The sequence below is a fragment of the Paraburkholderia kirstenboschensis genome, assembly GCF_904848585.1.
Taxonomy (GTDB): Bacteria; Pseudomonadota; Gammaproteobacteria; order Burkholderiales; family Burkholderiaceae; genus Paraburkholderia; species Paraburkholderia kirstenboschensis.
In genome coordinates this window covers 169922-189633 of record NZ_CAJHCR010000004.1, presented here as the reverse complement: position 1 = coordinate 189633, position 19712 = coordinate 169922, and the positions used below count along the sequence as shown (strand labels likewise).

Sequence of the window (19712 nt, the reverse complement as noted above, 5' to 3'; positions counted from 1 at the left end):
AGACATCATGTCAAACGCGCTCGCGAGCGCGCCGCTCGATGCGGCCGACTATATCAAGAGTCATATTCGCACCGTGCCCGACTGGCCCCAGGCCGGCGTGCAGTTCCGCGACATCACGCCGCTGCTTCAGGAGCCGAAGTCGCTGCGGGTGCTGATCGACCTGTTCGTGCAGCGTTATATCGACGCGAAGCTCGACTACATTGCCGGGCTCGATGCGCGTGGTTTCATCATCGGGCCAATTCTCGCGTATGAGTTGAATCTGGGTTTCATTCCGATTCGTAAGGAGGGCAAACTGCCCTACAAGCGCGTGTCGCAATCTTATGAACTGGAATACGGCACGGCCACCGTCGAGATTCACGAAGACGCGTGCAAGCCTGGCGACCGCGTGGTGATCATCGACGATCTGATCGCAACCGGCGGCACGATGATGGCCGGCAAGATTCTGCTCGAGCGGCTCGGCGCGACCGTCGTGGAAGGTGCGGCGATTATCGATTTACCGGAACTCGGCGGCTCGAAACTGCTCGCGGGCGGCGGGCTGTCCCTCTATACGGTGACGAGTTTCGACGGTCATTGAGCGCGCCGCAAACTCGCCGCGACGCACTTCACCTTGTGCAATAAAGCAGGTAAGAACGATGCCCAACTTCATGCTGTTCCTTGCCACGTCGATTGCGATCACGATGGCGCCCGGTCCGGACAATCTGCAAGTGCTCGCGCGCGGCATCTCGCAGGGCCGTGCTGCAGGTCTGGTGGCCGCGCTCGGTTTTGCGGCGGGCATCACGTTTCACACGACGCTCGCCGCGCTCGGCGTGGCAGCGTTGCTGCGCTCGTCGCCGTTCGCTTTCCAGGCGATCAAGCTGGCCGGCGCGGCGTATCTCGTCTGGATCGGCGTCAAGGCGCTGCGCAGCCAAGGGCTCGCGACCGCGCACGAACGCGCGCCGCAGCCGTTGATGACCGTGTTCCGCCAAAGCGTGCTCGGCAATCTGCTCAACCCGAAAGTGACGCTGTTCTTTATCGTGTTTCTGCCGCAGTTCGTGCAGCCGCATGGCGCGCAAAGCGTCACCGTGCAAATGCTCGAACTCGGCGCGCTCTTCATGTTGCAGACCGTAGCGGTGTTTTCGCTGTTCGGCGTGTGTGCCGGGATCATCGGCGGGTGGTTGAAGCGCCGGCCGCGTGTGGGCGTGTGGCTCGACCGGCTTGCCGGCGCCACCTTCATTGCGATCGGGATTCGAGTCGCGTTGCGGGATTGATTTGCGATTGATCTGGCTCATCGCCGCTCGCCGCCGACAGTTTGGAGTTTTGAATGAGTTTGCCTTGCCTTATCGCCGCGCGCCGCTTTGACGTTGCTGCGCATCTGCCGTTCTGCATCGACGCCGACCAGGTCGGCTGGATTCGTTCGGACGATGTGCGTTTGCTCGCGCGTTGGCCAGACGTGTTCGATATCGACGATGCGCGCGTCAGCCTCGCGCCGTCGTTCAACACCGTTGACTTGCGCAGTGCGGCGCTGGGCTCCGTGATCGGCGCGCTCGCCGCCGAAGGCCGTATTCCCGGCTGGCGCAACGAGACCTATGCGATCCGCAATGCGTTCGACGCGCCGCCGCTCGCGTACATCGAGCGTGCGGCGTCGCGCTTTTTCGGCACGCTGACCTACGCGGTGCATCTGAACGGCGTCGTAGAATACGCGGACGGTGGCGCGCCGAGATTATGGATCGCGCGCCGCAGCGACACGAAGGCGACCGATCCCGGCATGCTCGACAATGTGGTGGCGGGCGGAATCGGTTGGGGCTTCGGCGTCGAGGCGACCATCGTCAAGGAGTGCTGGGAAGAAGCCGGCATACCGGAAGAGATTGCCGTGCGCGCGGTCGCGGGCCGCACCGCGTATGTGCTGCAATCGCTGCCCGAAGGCACCCAGGCCGAACAGATCTTTATCTACGACCTCGCGCTGCCTGCGGACTTCGCGCCGCGCAATCAGGACGGCGAAGTCGGCGAACACCGGCTTGCGCGCATCGACGAAGTGGCGCGCTGGATCGAGGAAGGCGCAATGACGGTCGACGCGAGTCTTGCCACACTGGATTGCCTGCTGCGCCGCCGCTGGATCGACGAAGAGGCGTGCGCGGGAATCGAAGCGTTGTTCGCACCGCCCGCGCTCGCGTAAGCACGTCACCGCGGGCCTTGCCAAAGCGCCTTGCGCCGCACACCATACAGCAACACCGAACAAACCACGCATTGAAGAAGGGAGTCACCCAGGTCATGTCGACCGATCACAGCTTTATCCTCAAACTGTCGTGCGCCGACCGGCCCGGCATTGTTCACGCCGTGTCGGGCTTTCTGTTCGAGCGTGGCAGCAACATTCTCGATTCCGCGCAGTTCGGCGACAGCCGCACCGGCGAGTTCTTCATGCGCGTGCATTTCCAGCAGGTGGGCGGCGACCCGGGGCTCGAGGCACTGCGCGCGTCGTTCGGGGCGCTCGCCGAGCAGTTCGGCATGAGCTGGGAATTGCACGACGCATCGGTGAAGCCGCGCGTCATCATCATGGTGTCGAAAATTGGACATTGCCTGAACGACCTGCTGTTCCGCTACCGTACCGGTCAGCTGAACATCGAGATCCCGGCGATCATCTCCAACCACAAGGAGTTTTATCAGCTCGCAGCGAGCTATGACATTCCGTTCCATCATTTCCCGCTGCTGGGCGGCACGCCTGAAGCGAAGGCCGCGCAGGAAGCGCGCGTGCTCGAAGTGATCGACGAGCATCAGGCGGATCTCGTCGTGCTCGCGCGCTACATGCAAATTCTGTCGCCGAAGCTGTGCGAGGCGCTTGCCGGCCGCGCAATCAACATTCATCACTCGTTCCTGCCGAGCTTCAAGGGTGCGAAACCCTATTACCAGGCGTTCGATCGTGGCGTCAAGCTGATCGGCGCAACGGCGCACTACGTGACGACCGATCTGGACGAAGGTCCGATCATCGAGCAGGAAGTGGAGCGCGTGGACCACAGCATGACGCCGGAACAGTTGACGGCGATCGGCCGCGACGTCGAATGCGTGACGCTGGCGCGTGCGGTGAAGTGGCACGTCGAGCACCGCGTTGTGCTGAACGGTAGCAAGACGGTGGTGTTTCGTTAGAAGCCGGTGAGGGCTTTCCGCTGCGGCTCGCCGGGCGCTGCGGTGAAGCCTCGCGGCAAGCGGCATGCTTCATTGAAGGGCCGTCGCCTGCCGCTTCGCCTGCCGCTTGGCCCGCTGCGCATAGGTGCGGGTTTATTCGGGCGCGACCTCTGCCTTCGGCCGTGCCGGGGCTCTGCCGGCGTCCCGGGTCACTGGCGCTTCGTGCATCCTCTGCGCGTTCTGCGATGAGCGGCGGCGCGCATTCAGCTTCTTCAGCCAGATCAGCAGCCCCGTCGCGCTCAGCACGGCGACCGCGACGCCAACTGCGCTAATCAGGATCCGCCCGCCGAGTCCGAGAATGCGCCCCGAGTGCAGCGGAAACTGAACCTGCATGAAGACGTCGCCCGCCGTGCCTTTGCCCGGTATCTGCTGACCGAGCAGCTTGCCGGTTGCCGCGTCCCAGTACATCCACGGGTTGCCGAGACCCAGGTCGCCGTGATCGTTGCCCGTCTCGTAGAAACCGACGCCGTACGCGTGCAGGAATTCCGCATAGTAGATTCCGCCCGGAGGCGCCTTCAGGTGCTGCGTTTTGCCGGCTTCTTGCGCGAGTTGCACGACGCGCTCGCGGGTGAGCACGCTGTCGCCGGGCTTCGGCGCGCGAAGAATCTCCGGGTTGTTGATCGGGTCCGGCGTGAGCGTCGAAAACATCGAGACGATGGGGCGCACAACGGGTGACGAGAGGTTCATCGACACCGACGTCACCGCGACGATCATCAGCAGCCCCCAGATCCACACGCCGCCCGAGCGGTGCAAGTCGAACGTGAGCGCATAGCCGCCGCGGCCGAAGCGAAACGCGAACGACTTGCGCCACGTATTGAGGCGCGGAAACGACAGGCACAGCGCAATCGCGCTATCGAACAGCCAGATCATCCCGACAATGCCCATCAACCAGACGCCCACGTCGATGCCGCCGGTGAACGGCAAATGCAGCGTGTAGTGCAGCTTGTAGATGAACGGAATCAGGTTGATCCTCGCCAGCGAAAACGCGCCCCATTGCCGCTGGCCCTGGATCTCGCCGGTGGCGGGATCGACGGCGATCTGATTGAAGTCGAGCTTGTACGGCTCTCGCGTGACGGGATCAGTACGCGGAAGCACCATCATCTGCAGCGTGTGGCCGGGCTCCGCCGCGAGCGGCAGATACGTCACTTGCAAGCGCGGATCGGCGGCTTCGACGCGCCGGGCGAGTTCCAGCCCGGACAACGCAGGCCCGTCGGTACGCGCCTTGAAAAACGACGGATTGAGCGCGGCATCCACTTCGTGATCCCACGCGATGATCGCGCCGGTCAACCCCGCGACGAACAGAAACAGCGCAGTGGCCACGCCGAACCAGCGATGCAGGCGGACGAGCTGGCGCCTCATAGGCAGACCGGCAGGGCGAAGCAGATAGGCGGACGACGGATCACAGCGGAAGCCAATGCGTAAATGGGAATTGTTCTCATCTTATGCGAAGCGTGTTGTAAGCCGCAAGTTCCTTAAAAGTTGCGCGGGGCGGCGGCTGGGATCGCCGCCAGTGCGGCGCTCGCAACGCCAGCCCACGCGCCTCTCCGACGGTCCTGCGGCAAAATGTCGCGCTTGGGACCTTACAATCGGCATAGTTTTTGGGCATTATCCCGTCCCGTACAAATAGTAATGATTCTCATTTGATAGATGAGACAGAGAAACGGGATCGACAATGAAGAAACACAGCGGGGTAGGACGTTCACCAAAGACTCGCAAACTGCACCGGTTGCACTGGGCCGCGTGCCTGGCACTAACGGCAAGTCACGCCGCGCTGGCGCAGCAGGCGCCGTCTCCAGCCGCATCTTCGGAGAGTGGTGAAAACGCGCTGCCGGCCGTCAAGGTCACGGCGGCACAAGACACCGCCCAGCATCTGAAAGAGGACGTCGGCAGCGGCGCGCTCGGCACCCGCTCGCAACTCGATACGCCGTTTTCGACCACCGTCGTCACCAGTGAAGAGTTGCAGGATCGCCAGCCGTCCAAACTCGGCGACGTGTTCGCCACCGACGCCTCCGTATCCGACAACGGCAACGCCTACAACGCGTGGGCCACGTATCTGACCGTGCGCGGCATGCAGCTGGACTGGCAGTCTGGATTCAAGATCGACGGCATGCCGTTCAACAGCTACGGCATTACGATGCCTTACGAGCAACTCGAACAAGTCGAACTGCTCAAAGGCCTCACCGGCTTCATGTACGGATTCGGCGCACCTGGCGGCGTCGTCAACTACGTGACGAAGAAGCCGCCCGTTTCGACGACGCCAATACGCAGCGTCGACATCGGCTACTACACCGACGGTGTATGGACGGAGCACGCTGACCTCGGCGGCCGCGTGGGTCCCGACGGCATGTTCGGCTATCGCCTGAACGCCACGCACGAGGAAGGCAAGACCTATAACGACGGCAACGTGCGGCGCGATACGGTTTCAGTCGCACTCGACGCCCGCATCACGCGCGACCTGAAGGCGACCTTCGGCGCGTTATATCAGGAGCGCCATTCGAGCGGCATTACGGGCGCGATCTCGACGGCGCAATACACAGGTACCAGTCTGCCGCATACGATAAGCGGCGGCACCGGCGACCTTTCCGGTCCCGACCAGCATCTGAATACCAACCTGCAGCTCTATACCGCCGGCCTTCAGTACGACCTCGGCCCGGACTGGACGCTCAACGCAAGCTACAGCTACAGCAAGAGCTCGCGCGACCGCAACGAAAGCACGTACTACCTGCTGAACGGCGCGGGCGACTACACCGACAGCCGTTTCGCCGGCAAGGAAGGACATCAGCTGAGCTTGTGGCAGGTGTCGGCGGAAGGCCGCGTGAAGACGGGGCCGTTGCAGCATCAACTGGTCTTTGGCGCCGCCTATCAGCGTCAGACGAACGACTACGGTGCCAACAGCTTCTTCGGCCAGATCGGCACGGGCAACATCTACCAGCCGAACACCAACACGTTCGGCGGCGCATCCAACTACTACAGCTACCGCGACAGCGATATCACGCAGAAAGCGCTCTTTGCCAGCGATACGATCGAGTTGACGCAGCGCTGGTCAGTGCTCAGCGGCGTGCGTTACACGAACTACGAGCAGCACGGCTACTCGACGACCGGCGCGACCACGTCGACATATAGCCAGAACGGCGTCGTTACGCCGACCGTCGCGCTGATGTTCAAGCTCGCGCCGACCACGACGTTGTACACGAGCTATGTCGAGTCGCTCGAAGCGGGGACCGTCGTCGGCGATACGTATGCGAATCGCGGCGAACTGCTCAAGCCGTTGCGCAGCAAACAATACGAAGTGGGCGTCAAAACCGAGCAGGGACGCTGGAGCGCGACGGCCGCCTTGTTCCGCATCGAGCGCGGCTCGGCGTACGCGAATAGCGCGAACGTCTATACGCAGGACGGCGAGTCGATCTTCCAGGGTGTCGAGATGGGCGGCGATGTGCGTCTTGGCCGCAACTGGAACGTGGGCGGCGACCTGATGTGGATCAACACGAAGTACGAGCGCGGCGCGGCCAATAACGGCAACCGCGTGGCGGGCGCGCCGCAGTTCGTCGTTGCGGGCCATGCGACTTACTCGGTGCCGTATGTGCCGGGGCTGCGCATCGGCGCGGACGCCAAGTTCACGGGCAACACCAACGTGCGTCCGTCGGACAATCTGAATGCACCGGGCTATTTGCTGGTGAATCTGGGCGCGAGCTACGCGACCCGCATCGCCGGCTATGACGTGACGTTTCGCGCGGCGATCGACAATCTGCTTAACCGCCGCTATTGGGAGTACCAATACGCGGATTACGTAACGCCGGGCGATCCTCGCACGTTGTCATTGAACGCGCGCATCGACTTCTGAGTACAAAAAAACGGCACCGCGGTGCCGTTTTCCTTGCGTTCTCTCGCGTGCAACAGATTCAAACCAGCCGAAGATAGATCAGCTCGCGCTTGATATACGCGTAGAAGATTGGCGCCGCAACCACGCCCGGCAGGCCGAACGCGGCTTCCATGACGAGCATCGCCACGAGCAGTTCCCAGGCGCGCGCCTCGATCTGTCCGCCGACGATCCGCGCGTTCAGGAAGTACTCGAGCTTGTGAATCAGGATCAGAAACGCGAGCGACATGACCGCCGCAGGAAAGCTCACCGACAGCGCCACCGCAACGATGATCGTGTTCGAGATCAGATTGCCGATCACCGGCAGCAAGCCGACGATGAACGTGACCAGTACCAGTGTTTTCGAAAGCGGCAACTGGTCGTGGAAGATCGGCAGGAACACCAGCAGGAAAATGCCGGTGAACACCGCGTTGATCGCAGAAATTTTCACCTGCGCGAACACGATGCGGCGGAAGGCGTCGGCGAAACGGGTCACGCGCGTGACGAACGCGGTGGACAGCGGCAGCCGATGCATGTGCTGCTGCGCACTCACCGCGATGATCGCCCCGATGATCATGCCGATCAGAATGTGCGTGAACGCGCGCGCCGCGCTCTTGCCGCTTTGCTGCAGCATGTTGGCGTGCGTCTGCATCAGCTCGGCGGCTTTGGTTTTCATCTGCTCGGTGTCGACCGGCAGCGAACTCGCGATGAATTGCGGGATCCGCCCGCGCGCCTGATCGATCAACTGCATGGCCTGGTCGAGCAGCCTCTGCACACTCGGCACGTCGTTCTCGAAGTGCTCGATGATGCCGAGCGTGAGGCCCGTAAGCGCGCCCACGATCACCGCCGACAGAAACACCACCGCGATCCAGCGCGCCCGTTTGCTGGACATATGGCGCTCGATGCGCGGCGCGATCGTATGCACCAGCTGGAACACCAGCAGCCCGGCGAGTAGCGCGCCGAGCAGCCGGAGTTCGATCACCGCCCACATGCCGAACAGCATCAGCACGTAACTGCCGATCTCGACTGCCGAGAGCTTCGGCAGGCTCATGTTGCTGGTCAGCCTGACCGGGCGTGGACGTAGGTCCTCAACTTGCCCGTCTTCGCGCGCCTCATTCCGCTTGGCCATGGCTTATCCGTCTCCAACCCGTGTTGTGCAGCGTTACTTTTTACTGGCCGCGCGCTTGAGCAGAGGCGCCAGATATCTACCGGTAAAACTTGCTTTAGACTTCGCGATCTGCTCGGGCGTGCCTTGCGCGATGATCTGGCCACCGCCCGCGCCGCCTTCCGGACCCATGTCGATGACCCAGTCGGCAGTTTTGATTACATCGAGATTATGCTCGATGATCACGACGGTATTACCCTGGTCGCGTAACCGATGAATAACTTCGAGCAGCAGCGCAATGTCATGAAAGTGCAACCCGGTCGTGGGTTCGTCGAGAATGTATAGGGTGCGACCCGTGTCGCGCTTGCTCAGTTCCAAAGATAGTTTGACCCGCTGCGCCTCGCCGCCCGACAAAGTGGTGGCGGACTGGCCCAGCCGGATATAGCCGAGGCCGACGTCGAGCAGGGTTTTCAGCTTGCGCGCAACGACCGGCACCGGCTTGAAGAACTCGTACGCATGCTCGACCGTCATGTCGAGCACCTCGCTGATGTTCTTGCCTTTGTACTGCACGTCCAGTGTTTCGCGGTTGTAGCGCTTGCCATGGCAGACGTCGCAGGGCACGTAGACGTCCGGCAAAAAGTGCATCTCGACCTTCAGCACGCCGTCGCCCTGGCATGACTCGCAGCGCCCGCCCTTCACGTTGAACGAGAAACGGCCCGGGTCGTAGCCGCGCTCCTTGGCTGCGGGAACGCCGGCGAACAGTTCGCGGATCGGCGTGAAAAGACCCGTATAAGTGGCCGGATTCGACCGCGGCGTGCGGCCGATCGGCGACTGGTCGACGTTGATGACCTTGTCGAAGTGCTCCAGACCCTCGATCGATTCATACGGCGCCGGCTCCGTGGACGAGCCGTACAGATGATGCGAGACCGCGTGATACAGCGTGTCGTTGATCAGCGTCGACTTGCCCGAGCCCGAAACGCCGGTCACGCATGTGAGCAGACCGACCGGCAGGTCGAGTGTGACGTGCCGCAGATTGTTGCCGTGCGCCTCGACGATGCGCAGATGACGCTCGTCCGGGTCCCTGCGCTCATCCGGATACTCGATGGTGCGCGCGCCGGACATGTACTGCCCCGTCATGGAGGCGGGGTTGGCCTGCACCTGTTTGGGGGTGCCCTCGGCGATCACCATGCCGCCGTGCTCGCCGGCGCCCGGACCCATGTCGACCACGTAATCGGCCATGCGGATCATGTCTTCGTCGTGTTCGACGACGATCACCGAGTTGCCCAGGTCGCGCAGATGCTTGAGCGTGGAGATGAGCCGGTCGTTGTCGCGCTGGTGCAGGCCGATGGACGGCTCGTCGAGCACGTACATCACGCCGGTCAGACCTGAGCCGATCTGCGACGCGAGGCGAATGCGTTGCGCCTCGCCGCCCGACAGCGTTTCGGCACTGCGTTCCAGCGACAGATAATCGAGCCCGACGTTGTTCAGGAACATGAGCCGCGCGACGATTTCTTTCACGACCTTGTCGGCGATCTCGCGCTTCGAGCCTTCGAGCCGCAGCGTCTGGAAATAACCGAGCGCGTCGCGCAACGGCCAGCCGCTGATTTCGTAGATGCCGCGGGCGTCGCCGTCCGTGCCGATCCGCACAAAGCGCGCTTCCCGGCGCAAGCGCGTGCCCGCGCAGGCGGGGCACGGCTGATTGTTCTGATACTTCGCAAGCTCTTCACGCACTGCGGCTGAATCCGTCTCGCGATAACGCCGCTCCAGATTCGGGATGATGCCTTCGAACACATGCTCGCGGACCGACGTGCGGCCGCGCTCGTTGATGTACGAGAACGGAATTTCCTGCTTGCCCGAGCCGAACAGCAGGATCTTGCGGACTTTTTCAGGCAGGTCTTCGACGGCTGTGTCGATGTCGAAGTCGTAAAACGCCGCGAGGCTCTGCAGCATCTGGAAGTAGAACTGGTTGCGCCGGTCCCAGCCCTTTACCGCGCCTGCCGCGAGCGACAGCGACGGATGCGCGACCACCCGCTTCGGATCGAAGAAGGTGATCTGGCCGAGGCCGTCGCATTCCGGACACGCGCCCATCGGATTGTTGAACGAGAAGAGCCGCGGCTCCAGTTCCTGCAGCGAGTACGAGCAGATCGGGCACGCGAACTTGGAACTGAACAGGTGCTGCTTGTCGGTGTCCATTTCGAGCGCGATTGCGCGGCCGTCGGCGAGACGCAGTGCGGTTTCGAACGACTCCGCGAGGCGCTGCTTCATGTCGGGCCGAACCTTGAGGCGGTCGACCACGACGTCGATAGTGTGCTTGTCGTTCTTCTTCAGCTTCGGCAGCGAGTCGACTTCATAGATCTTCGCCGCGCCTTCATTGGCCGTGCCGCCGCCCGAACGCACGCGGAAGCGGACGAAGCCCTGCGCCTGCATTTCCTCGAACAATTCGACATGCTCGCCCTTGCGGTCCGCGACAACCGGCGCGAGGATCATCAGCTTCGTTTCTTCCGGCAGCGCGAGCGCCGCGTCGACCATTTGCGACACGCTTTGCGCTTCAAGCGGGATTTCGTGATTCGGACAGTAAGGCGTGCCGACCCGTGCGAACAATAGCCGCAGGTAGTCGTGAATTTCGGTGACGGTGCCCACCGTGGAGCGCGGATTGTGCGAGGTGGCCTTCTGCTCGATCGAGATCGCCGGGGACAGGCCTTCGATCAGATCGACGTCGGGTTTTTCCATCAACTGCAGGAACTGGCGCGCGTAAGCGGACAGGCTTTCGACGTAGCGCCGCTGTCCTTCCGCATAAAGCGTGTCGAACGCGAGCGACGATTTTCCCGAGCCGGAAAGACCGGTAATTACGACGAGCTTGTGACGTGGTAGGTCGAGATTGACGTTCTTCAGGTTGTGGGTGCGAGCCCCACGAATACGGATTTGTTCCACGGATTTATTCCATGAACTGCGGAAAGAGGAAGAGGCTAAACCTGCTACTATAACGACTTTTCAAGGCCGCCGTTATGGCTGCCTGACGGGCAGAACAGGGCAGAACAGCGCCTCAGGCAAGCTGTAAGAGCGCGGTTCAGCGCTAGCGGGAAAAGGTCTAACTGGGGCCGTTTTCGGCGAGTACAAGGCGCCGCGAACCGCGCCAAGGCTGCAAAAGGCGCGGGAAAGCCGAAGGGTCGGGGGCGCGGCCAGCGCGGAGCGGGAACGCTGCGGGCTGCCTGGTTGGCCCGCGCGACCGTGCCGCATGCCTGCAGGCCCTCCCATGGAAAGCCGTCCGGTCGTGGCGCTCCGGTGCGCCACCCAGCTCATTCAAAGAACGCTTCCGATGTCCAATCCGTCTGCCACCTCTTCACGCATGAGCGCGCCTGAACTGCGCGCGACCGTGTCGCTCGCCGCCATCTTCGCGCTGCGCATGCTCGGGCTCTTCATGATCATGCCGGTGTTCTCGATCTACGCGAAGACCATTCCCGGCGGCGAGAACGTGCTGCTCGTCGGCATCGCGTTGGGCGCGTACGGCGTGACGCAGTCCATGCTCTACATTTTCTACGGCTGGGTTTCCGACAAGATCGGCCGCAAACCGGTCATTGCCACGGGCCTGCTGATCTTCGCGCTCGGCAGCTTTGTCGCGGCGGGGGCGCACGACATGACGTGGATTATCGTCGGCCGCGTGATTCAAGGCATGGGCGCGGTGTCGTCAGCAGTGATCGCATTCATCGCCGACCTGACCGCCGAGGAGCACCGCACGAAGGCGATGGCCATGGTCGGCGGCAGCATCGGCATTTCCTTCGCGGTGGCGATTGTCGGCGCGCCGATCGTTTTTCACTGGGTCGGCATGAGCGGTCTTTTCACGCTGGTGGGCGTCTTCTCGATTCTCGCCGTCGGCGTCGTGCTGTGGGTCGTGCCCGATGCGCCGAAGCCCGTGCACGTGCGGGCGCCGTTCGCCGAAGTGCTTCACAACGTCGAGTTGCTGCGATTGAACTTCGGCGTGCTCGTGCTGCACGCAACGCAGACCGCGTTGTTCCTCGTCGTGCCGCGCATTCTCGAAGCCGGCGGCCTGCCGGTCGCGTCGCACTGGAAGGTGTATTTGCCGGTCATGGGCTTGTCGTTCGTGATGATGGTGCCCGCGATCATCGCCGCTGAAAAGCGCGGCAAGATGAAGATCGTACTGCTCTCCGCGATCGCTCTTATCCTGATCGGACAGTTGTTATTGGGCGTGGCTCCGCATACGATTCTGAGTGTGGCGGCCATCCTTTTTGTGTACTTCCTCGGCTTCAATATTTTGGAGGCGTCGCAGCCTTCGCTGGTGTCGAAACTGGCGCCGGGCAACCGCAAGGGCGCGGCGGCTGGCGTGTACAACACCACGCAGTCCATCGGTCTTGCGTTGGGCGGCATGATCGGCGGCTGGCTGCTCAAAGCTGATGGCCAGAGCGCGGTCTTCTTCACTTGCTCGGGGCTCGTCTTTTGCTGGCTTATAATCGCCGCAAAGATGAAACAGCCGCCGCGCAAAGCGTCATCGTGACACGCGCGGAACACTCGCAGAACATACGCGGCGGACTCGGGCGTGTCCCGGCATCACCCAGAACTCACCCGGCGGCGGGCAGAGGCGCACTTCTCATCTCGGGCCGGCTGGGCGTGAGAGGCGAACTGTGTTGCCGGGCCGCCCGAAATGGAATCAACAGGAGAAACTCATGGCATCCGTGAACAAGGTCATTCTCGTCGGCAATCTCGGAGCCGATCCGGAAGTCCGTTATCTTCCGAGCGGCGACGCAGTGGCGAATATCCGCCTTGCAACGACGGATCGGTACAAGGACAAGGCGTCCGGTGAAATGAAGGAAGCTACCGAATGGCACCGCGTGTCGTTCTTTGGCCGCCTCGCCGAGATCGTCTCCGAATACCTGAAGAAGGGCTCGTCGGTCTACCTCGAAGGGCGCATTCGCACCCGTAAGTGGCAGGCACAGGACGGCACCGACCGTTACTCGACGGAAATCGTCGCCGAGCAGATGCAAATGCTGGGCGGTCGTGGCGGCTCCATGGCCGGCGGCGACGAAGGCGGCTACAGCCGTGGCGAGCCGTCGGAGCGCAGCGGCGGCGGTGGCGGCCGCGCTGTGTCGGGTGGCGCTTCGCGTGGCGGCAGCGGTGGCGGCGCGAGCGGCGGTGGTTCGAGCCGTCCGAGCGCACCGGCCGGCGGCGGCTTTGATGAGATGGATGACGATATTCCGTTCTAACTTCTCGTAGCGCCAGACCATCAAAAAACCCCGCTTCCTCAGCGGGGTTTTTTCTTTTCAGCCGTAGCTACCGCCTCAAATGCTCCAGCGCATCTCGCATCGGCAAGCTGGAAATCATGATCGGCCCGGTGAGCGGCGTGTCCAGATCGACGATTACATAGATCGCCGACGCAATCGACACAGCCCCAAGCGAAATCGTCACGAGCGCCAGCGCATTGCGAGGCGCGATGAGCCCGAAGCTCAGAAATATCACGCAAAGCCAGAACGTCAGCGTCTTGAGGAAGGGCTGCGAAATGGAGCTGTGCGCTTCCTCGATGATCTTCCAGCGCGCATCCACCACGCGGCGAAATTGCGTCAGGCCGTCGTCGAGCGCGTGCTGTTGCAGCGGATCATGCGCGCGCAACTGCCGCAATTGCCGGCCTACCGACGTCAGCATTTCGCCGAGCCGCACATTTTCCAGCCTTTGCGAGTTGTCCGGCGAGCCTAAGTGGGTGGGGTAATCGCCCGTAGGAGCCGGTTCTTTCGGCCACGTCGATGCAATGGCCGCGGCCGTGTAGACGCGCAAGAGATTACGCGCCGGTTCGGTGTCGCTGCCGTAATCCCTCAACGTGGTGTCCAGTTCGATGATGTCTGCGGCATAGGTGCGCAGGTCATTTGACGCCGTGTCGAAGGCGGATTTGGCCGACGCGGTCATCAAACCGAGCACCAGTGCGGCAAACGTCACCAGCATGCCGATCACCAGTTGCACGAGTTGCACGGTCTCGTGTGCCTTGTGTTCCTCGGGGAGGAGCGGGCGCACCCATACGCCGATCCCGGTAGCCGCGAGCAGTAGAACGAAAACCAGCAGAGCCGAGCCTATTTCGGACATAGAAATGCTCCTGTGACACTTGCGTCGACTGCCAACCAGCATTGGTAGGACGCCTGAAACTCGGCAGTCCCGCTATCGCCTGCGTCCGGGCGGCTTGCCGCCGCTTGTAATTTGATGTGACGCAAAAGCGTACGCCATTCACCATAAAGTTTTTAGCGATTCAGCCGTAGTCCCTATCTGTGGCATTCGCTTAAATTTTTGACAAAAACGGTTGCGGACCATGCCAAATGGGCTGGGCGCAGCATGCATGGCCGACGCGTATTTCACTGAACATTCGGTCAGGCGGCCCAAATGGAGACTAGCCCGATGCTGAAAAATCTGTCGATTCGCAGTTGCCTTACCCTGATGATTGCGTTCTTTGCCGCTGCGCTGCTACTGGGCGCCGCGGCCGGACTTCTGTCGCTGCGCGCGAGCAACGCGTCGCTGCAGCAGATGTACACGGTCGATACGCCCGCAGTCGCCGATCTCGAAGGCAGCGCCGGCCAGTTGCTGCGCCTGCGCCTCGCACTCGCCACTTATGCATCGCTCGTCGATCTTAACGATCAGGACGGCGCGAATGCTGTGCTCAAGCGTTTCGATCAGTACCAGAAAGCATCGAATGAGCGGCTTGCCCACTATGTGAGCCGCGCGAGCGCCGAGGCCGAGGAGCAGCGCCTCATCAAGGATATGCAGGATAAGCGCGACACGTTTCTTCGCGAGGGCGTCGAACCGGCGCTAGCCGCCCTCAAGGCGGGCGACCGGACCGCGTTCCAGCAATTGCAGGCGAAAAAGCTGCCGTCTCTGTACAGCGCTTTCGAAAAGGCGATGCTCGCGCTCGAACAGTTGCAGCTCGACCACGCCGCGCAGCGCTATCAGAGCGCACAGGACCTCTTTTACGCGATTTGCGTAACAGTGGCGATCGGCATCGTCATCTCGCTGCTTGGTTCGCTGCTCGGCCGCGCGGTGCTGGTGCGCGCAATCGTGAGTCCGGTCGATGCCACCATCGCCCAGTTTCAGCGGATCGCCAACGGCGACCTGACGGGGCAGATCGTCGTTACGAGCAGCAACGAAATGGGACGCCTCGCCGCCGCTCTGCGCAAGATGCAGGAGTCGTTGATTGCGACGGTGAACTCGGTGCGTCAGGGCACGGAATCAATCGACAGCGGCGTAAGCGAAATCGCCGCGGGCAATACGGATCTGTCGCAACGTACGGAAGAACAGGCGGCGTCGCTGGAAGAAACGGCGGCGAGCATCGAGCAGCTCACGTCGACGGTGAAGCAGACCGCGGACAACGCGAAGCAGGCGAGTTCGCTCGCGCAGGGTGCGTCGACGCTCGCCGCTCAGGGCGGCGAATTGACGGAGCAGGTGGTAGGAACAATGCACGAGATCGTCGACGACTCGCGGCGCATTGCGGATATTGTCGGCGTGATCGAAGGGATCGCGTTTCAGACGAACATCCTCGCGCTGAACGCGGCGGTCGAGGCGGCGCGCGCCGGCGAGCAGGGCCGCGGCTTTGCGGTCGTCGCGAGCGAGGTGCGTTCGCTGGCCCAGCGAAGCGCCGCGGCCGCGAAGGAAATCAAGGCGTTGATCGAAGCGTCGACTACGCGCGTCGAGAACGGCTCACACCTGGTCGAGCGGTCGGGCTCGACGATGACCGAGATCGTTCAGGCAATTTCGCGCGTCAGTTCGATCATGGGCGAGATTGCCGCAGCGGCGACCGAGCAGAGCACCGGTATCGACCAGGTCAATCTGGCCGTCGCGCAAATGGACGAGGTCACGCAGCAGAACGCCGCGCTGGTCGAACAAGCCGCGGCGGCGGCAGGCTCGCTGGAGGAGCAGGCGAGAAGGCTCACATCGGCAGTGGCAGTGTTCCAGACGGAAGGCGGTTCGTCGGCGCGGGCCTTGGCGGGCTCGCGTAACGGTCAGAGCCCTGCGACCAAACGTGCGGCGAGCAGCGCGGACGAGCTGGCCGCTGCTTGATGCATTGGCGGGAGCGTTGCGTTGCATTGCGCTCGCAGCGCGTGGCGCGGCAGTGCACTGCGCCGCACCACGCCGCAAGGCCGGGCAGGGCCGGCGCCGCGCCCTCGCGCATCGCATCGCAACTAACGGGTCTCAGCGCATCGCATCGCATCGCACGGCACCGCCCGAGCCCCGCGCCGGAGCCCTCCTGCATCGCATCGCACCTAGCGCGTCTCAGCGCATCGCAGCGCACCGCCCCGAGCCCCGCGCCCCGCGCCGCGCGCCGCGCCGAGCCCTGAGCCCTCGCGCATCGCATCGCACCTACCTCGTCCCAGCGCATCGCACGGCACCGCTCAGCGCCCCCGCGCCCCGCGCCCAAATCGTTCGCTCTACTGCATGGCCGCGTAGTACTTCGCGAGACTGTCTATCTCCGCCGATGTCATCTGCCGGGTGACATTGCGCATCTGCTCGTTGATGTCGTTGCGGCGTGCACCTGAAGCGAACGCCCGCATCTGCGCCGCAAGATAAATCGACGATTGGCCGCCGAGCCACGGCGCCGAACCCTTGCGATCAAGCTGCCCGTGACATGCCGCACATGGCGCGATATTGCGTTGCGGATCGCCCTGCATCGCGAGCCGCACGGCGTTCGCATCGGGCGTGCTGCCGGTGGGCGCAACTTCCGCCGCCGGACCGCGTGGCAGCGACGCGTAGTAAGCCGCGAGATCGTGCAGGTCCTGATCGCTGCGAGCGGCGACGATCGGCTGCATCACTGCGTTTTGCCGCAGGCCTTGTTGATAATCGCGCAACTCCTTGTAGACGACGTCCGCATATTGACCGGCCAGCGCGGGAGCGGTGACCTGAACTGTGCCGAGCACGCCGTGACACATCGAGCAATTCTGCGTGGCGATGGTCGCGCCGCGGCCGATCGAATCCGCGTCGGCTCGCACGCGCCGCAGCGGCGGCAAGATAACCACGTTGCTCGGCGCCGGCCCTGCAATATTGTTTCCGCTGTACCAGCTCGACGGCGCGCCCGCGGCGCTGCAAATCGTCGCCCATAAACCGCGGCCCGCGAATGCGCTATTCGCCGAAGGCAGCCAGATGAAACCTATCAGCATGGACACGATGGCAAGCGCCAGCGTGCCGGCGACGCTTACCGTGAACCACGGATTACGCAAGCTGAAGACGCGTTCCTGATTCATCGCTGTGCTCCAACAGCCACCGCCGGCACGGAAGTCTGCGGCAGCTTGAGCAACTGGACGATGGGCACACTGTAATTGACGACGGTCAGGCCGATCATCAATGCGACCCACAAGCCGAAGCTATTGAGCGCGGCGGGCACGCGTTCGACCGGATGCACCGCGCTCGCGAAACGGAAGCCTTGTTGCGGAACCGCCGGCCCGAACTGCGACTTCGCGAGAATGTAGATGAAGAGCGCGCCCGATACGGCGAGAATCACTCCGCCGACCGCCGACATGCTGACCCAGAACGCCTGCGATTCGAGGCCCGGCATCTTGTAGTCGTAGTAAGCCATGCGACGCGGTGCGCCGAGCAGGCCGACGTAATGCCACGGCAGCGTGACCACCAGCATGCCGATGAACCACAGCCACAGTTGCGTGCGCACCAGCTTCATCGACACAATCGCGCGGCCGGTGAGTTGCGGCCACAGTTCATAGGCGATTGCAAAATACATGATCACAATCGCGCCGGCGAAGATCAGATGGAAGTGCCCGGTCACCCACTGCGTGTTGTGCACGGTGGTATTCAACTGATAGCTCATGTTGATCAGACCGCCGGCGCCGCCGAGCCCCAGCATCACGAACGAAAACGCAACGACGAGCATCATCGGGTTCTGCCAGGGCAATGCGGTGAGCCAGCCGAATGCACCCTTGCCGCCGCGCAGCCTGCCGGCAATTTCCACCGACGCGCAAATCGTGAACACGGTCAGCAACGTGGGCACGGACACCATCCCTGTAAATACTGCGTGCAGGAACTTGAAGCCAGAGCCGATCTGCGGATCGGCAAACAGATGGTGGATGCCGATCGGCATAGCGAAAACGAGGAACAGGATGAACGACACGCGCGCCATCGAATCGCTATAGAGCCGCCCGCCGATGGCCCGCGGCACTAGCGTGTAGTACGCGATATACGCGGGAATCAGCCAGAAGTAGACGATGGCATGCAGCGTCCACGAGAACAATACGCGTGACAGGCCGGCGTCGATCGTATTCGTGAGACCGAATGCGACCGGCAGGATCTGAAGCAGGATTTCGAGCGCCGCGCCCACGGCGGTCCATGCCCACAGATATGCGCCGGCTACATTGGCGAACATCGCGAGCGGCACTGGCTTGCCAGGGTTCGCGCGCCGCCATATCGCGAGGTTCACATGCATCAGCGCGACCCAGATCCACGAGCCGACCACCACTAGCACCACGCCCAGGTAATAGAACGGGCTGCCGATCATCGGCGGATAGAACGTATAGAGCACCGAGGCCTTGCCGAGCGCGACGGGCACCATCGCCATCACCGCGCCGACCGCCAGCATGATGAACGCGGCCCATGCCCACTTCAGACCCGCGAGGCGCTGCGCGAGCGCAAGCTCGACGATTGCGTAGCCAAAGCCCATCGACACCAAAGTCGGCAGCACGTAAGCCATCACTGTGCCGTGGGCGGTTACTGAGCGGTAGTACAGCTCGGGGTCGCCGATCCACGGCGCGAGTGGGCTGCGCACAAGCATCTGCCACGCGCCGAGAAACAGCGCGACGATAAACGCGATGAAGGCGAGCCAGAAATGCGCGAGAACGAGTCGCTTAGCGTGAAACACAGCTCAGCCTCCGTGATTGTCGGGCCTGCTCGAGGAAGGCGGCTTTGTCGATCACTTTCACATGCGCCCACATGGCCTGATGGCCGAAGCCGCAGAACTCGTGACAGGGCATGGTGTGATCGGCGGGCGCGTCGAAGCGCGTGTTCAACGTGGCCACGTAGCCGGGCACGACCATCGTGTTGATATTGGTGCCGGTGACGAGCAGGCCATGCACGACGTCCGCGCTGGTGGTTCGGATCGTGATCGGAGTGTCGGCGGGCACGAGCAGGCATTGCGGCGTGAACGAGTACTGCTGCGCGATGAAACGCACGACCACGGAGCCGTCCGGCTCGACCGCGCTGCCCAGATTGTCTTCGACGAATTCGCCCGAGAGTTGCAGGCGAGACGGGTCGATGGTTTCGACGCGCGATGGCGGCATCATCGCCCAATGGAGCCCCGAGTACACGATCACGGCCAGCATCAGCACGATCAGCGCGCCGGCGAAAATCGCCCAGCGCCGTTCGGCGCGTAGCGCGACGGTGTGGCCGCTGCCGGGTTGGTGTTGGGATTCGGTGGACATGATCAGTGCACGACGCCGCGCGGCAGAAACACGAGGAAGTAGAAGCCGAACCAGATCGCCATGACGATCAGCGTGGCCACGCCTGCGACGGCGATCGCACCATGCGGACCCGCGACGACCACGCGTTCTACTTCGTCGTCGGTGGGAGGGAGCGCGGCGCGCGTATCGTTCGCTTCCATCTAGGGCTTCTCCA

The 19712-nt window shown here is 62.9% G+C and carries 16 protein-coding genes; 8 read left to right on the top strand and 8 right to left on the bottom strand.

The window, feature by feature from the left end; all coding sequences use genetic code 11:
• Nucleotides 1-7: 7 nt before the first annotated feature.
• From JMY24_RS13625 to purU, 4 genes are all read left to right on the top strand, one after another.
• Nucleotides 8-574, top strand: coding sequence for an adenine phosphoribosyltransferase (locus JMY24_RS13625; protein ID WP_128586504.1), 567 nt, complete (start codon nt 8-10; stop codon nt 572-574).
• Between the two features lie 58 nt (nt 575-632).
• A complete protein-coding gene (locus JMY24_RS13620) occupies nt 633-1247 on the top strand; it encodes a LysE family translocator (RefSeq protein ID WP_128586503.1) in 615 nt (204 codons plus the stop codon).
• A 53-nt stretch (nt 1248-1300) separates the two neighbouring features.
• Nucleotides 1301-2152, top strand: a complete 852-nt coding sequence (locus JMY24_RS13615; RefSeq protein ID WP_128594220.1) for an NUDIX hydrolase — start codon at nt 1301-1303, stop codon at nt 2150-2152.
• Between the two features lie 95 nt (nt 2153-2247).
• On the top strand, nt 2248-3117 hold the full coding sequence (gene purU / locus JMY24_RS13610; protein WP_128594221.1) for a formyltetrahydrofolate deformylase: 870 nt from the start codon (nt 2248-2250) through the stop codon (nt 3115-3117).
• A gap of 132 nt (nt 3118-3249) precedes the next feature.
• Here purU and JMY24_RS13605 read toward each other — a convergent pair whose 3' ends face one another.
• On the bottom strand, nt 3250-4515 hold the full coding sequence (locus JMY24_RS13605; RefSeq protein WP_201702239.1) for a PepSY-associated TM helix domain-containing protein: 1266 nt from the start codon (nt 4513-4515) through the stop codon (nt 3250-3252).
• Nucleotides 4516-4828: 313 nt separating this feature from the next.
• On the opposite strand from JMY24_RS13605, the gene JMY24_RS13600 reads away from it, so the two are divergent.
• Nucleotides 4829-6997 (top strand): TonB-dependent siderophore receptor, encoded by a 2169-nt coding sequence (locus tag JMY24_RS13600; RefSeq protein ID WP_128594222.1) that lies wholly within the window; start codon nt 4829-4831, stop codon nt 6995-6997.
• Between the two features lie 58 nt (nt 6998-7055).
• Here JMY24_RS13600 and JMY24_RS13595 read toward each other — a convergent pair whose 3' ends face one another.
• Both JMY24_RS13595 and uvrA read right to left on the bottom strand, forming a co-directional pair.
• Entirely contained in the window at nt 7056-8141 is a 1086-nt protein-coding gene (locus tag JMY24_RS13595) for an AI-2E family transporter (RefSeq protein ID WP_128594223.1), read from the bottom strand.
• A gap of 33 nt (nt 8142-8174) precedes the next feature.
• Nucleotides 8175-11048, bottom strand: coding sequence for an excinuclease ABC subunit UvrA (gene uvrA, locus JMY24_RS13590; RefSeq protein ID WP_128594224.1), 2874 nt, complete (start codon nt 11046-11048; stop codon nt 8175-8177).
• 385 nt (nt 11049-11433) lie between these two features.
• Between uvrA and JMY24_RS13585 the strand changes: the two genes are divergently transcribed.
• Both JMY24_RS13585 and JMY24_RS13580 read left to right on the top strand, forming a co-directional pair.
• Entirely contained in the window at nt 11434-12627 is a 1194-nt protein-coding gene (locus JMY24_RS13585; protein ID WP_128594226.1) for an MFS transporter, read from the top strand.
• A 169-nt stretch (nt 12628-12796) separates the two neighbouring features.
• Nucleotides 12797-13333 carry a single-stranded DNA-binding protein gene (locus JMY24_RS13580; protein ID WP_201702238.1) on the top strand — a complete coding sequence of 179 codons (537 nt, stop codon included), beginning with the start codon at nt 12797-12799 and terminating at the stop codon, nt 13331-13333.
• A 67-nt stretch (nt 13334-13400) separates the two neighbouring features.
• Here the strand turns inward: JMY24_RS13580 and JMY24_RS13575 are convergent, their stop codons facing one another.
• Nucleotides 13401-14201, bottom strand: a complete 801-nt coding sequence (locus JMY24_RS13575) for a bestrophin-like domain (protein ID WP_128592426.1) — start codon at nt 14199-14201, stop codon at nt 13401-13403.
• Between the two features lie 306 nt (nt 14202-14507).
• On the opposite strand from JMY24_RS13575, the gene JMY24_RS13570 reads away from it, so the two are divergent.
• The gene (locus JMY24_RS13570) at nt 14508-16160 is read left to right on the top strand and encodes a methyl-accepting chemotaxis protein (protein WP_201702237.1); all 1653 of its coding nucleotides are present in this window, start codon (nt 14508-14510) and stop codon (nt 16158-16160) included.
• A 368-nt stretch (nt 16161-16528) separates the two neighbouring features.
• On the opposite strand, the gene JMY24_RS13565 is transcribed toward JMY24_RS13570, so the two are convergent.
• From JMY24_RS13565 to JMY24_RS13550, 4 genes are read right to left on the bottom strand one after another with little or no spacing between them, the layout of a single operon-like run.
• Entirely contained in the window at nt 16529-17338 is an 810-nt protein-coding gene (locus tag JMY24_RS13565) for a c-type cytochrome (RefSeq protein WP_128594229.1), read from the bottom strand.
• On the bottom strand, nt 17335-18960 hold the full coding sequence (locus tag JMY24_RS13560) for a b(o/a)3-type cytochrome-c oxidase subunit 1 (RefSeq protein WP_128594230.1): 1626 nt from the start codon (nt 18958-18960) through the stop codon (nt 17335-17337). The genes JMY24_RS13565 and JMY24_RS13560 overlap by 4 nt, the downstream gene beginning before the upstream one ends.
• On the bottom strand, nt 18947-19519 hold the full coding sequence (locus tag JMY24_RS13555; protein ID WP_128594231.1) for a cupredoxin domain-containing protein: 573 nt from the start codon (nt 19517-19519) through the stop codon (nt 18947-18949). Before JMY24_RS13555 ends, JMY24_RS13560 begins: the two co-directional genes overlap by 14 nt.
• 2 nt (nt 19520-19521) lie before the next feature.
• Nucleotides 19522-19698 (bottom strand): hypothetical protein, encoded by a 177-nt coding sequence (locus tag JMY24_RS13550; protein WP_020066944.1) that lies wholly within the window; start codon nt 19696-19698, stop codon nt 19522-19524.
• Between the last annotated feature and the right edge of the window lie 14 nt (nt 19699-19712).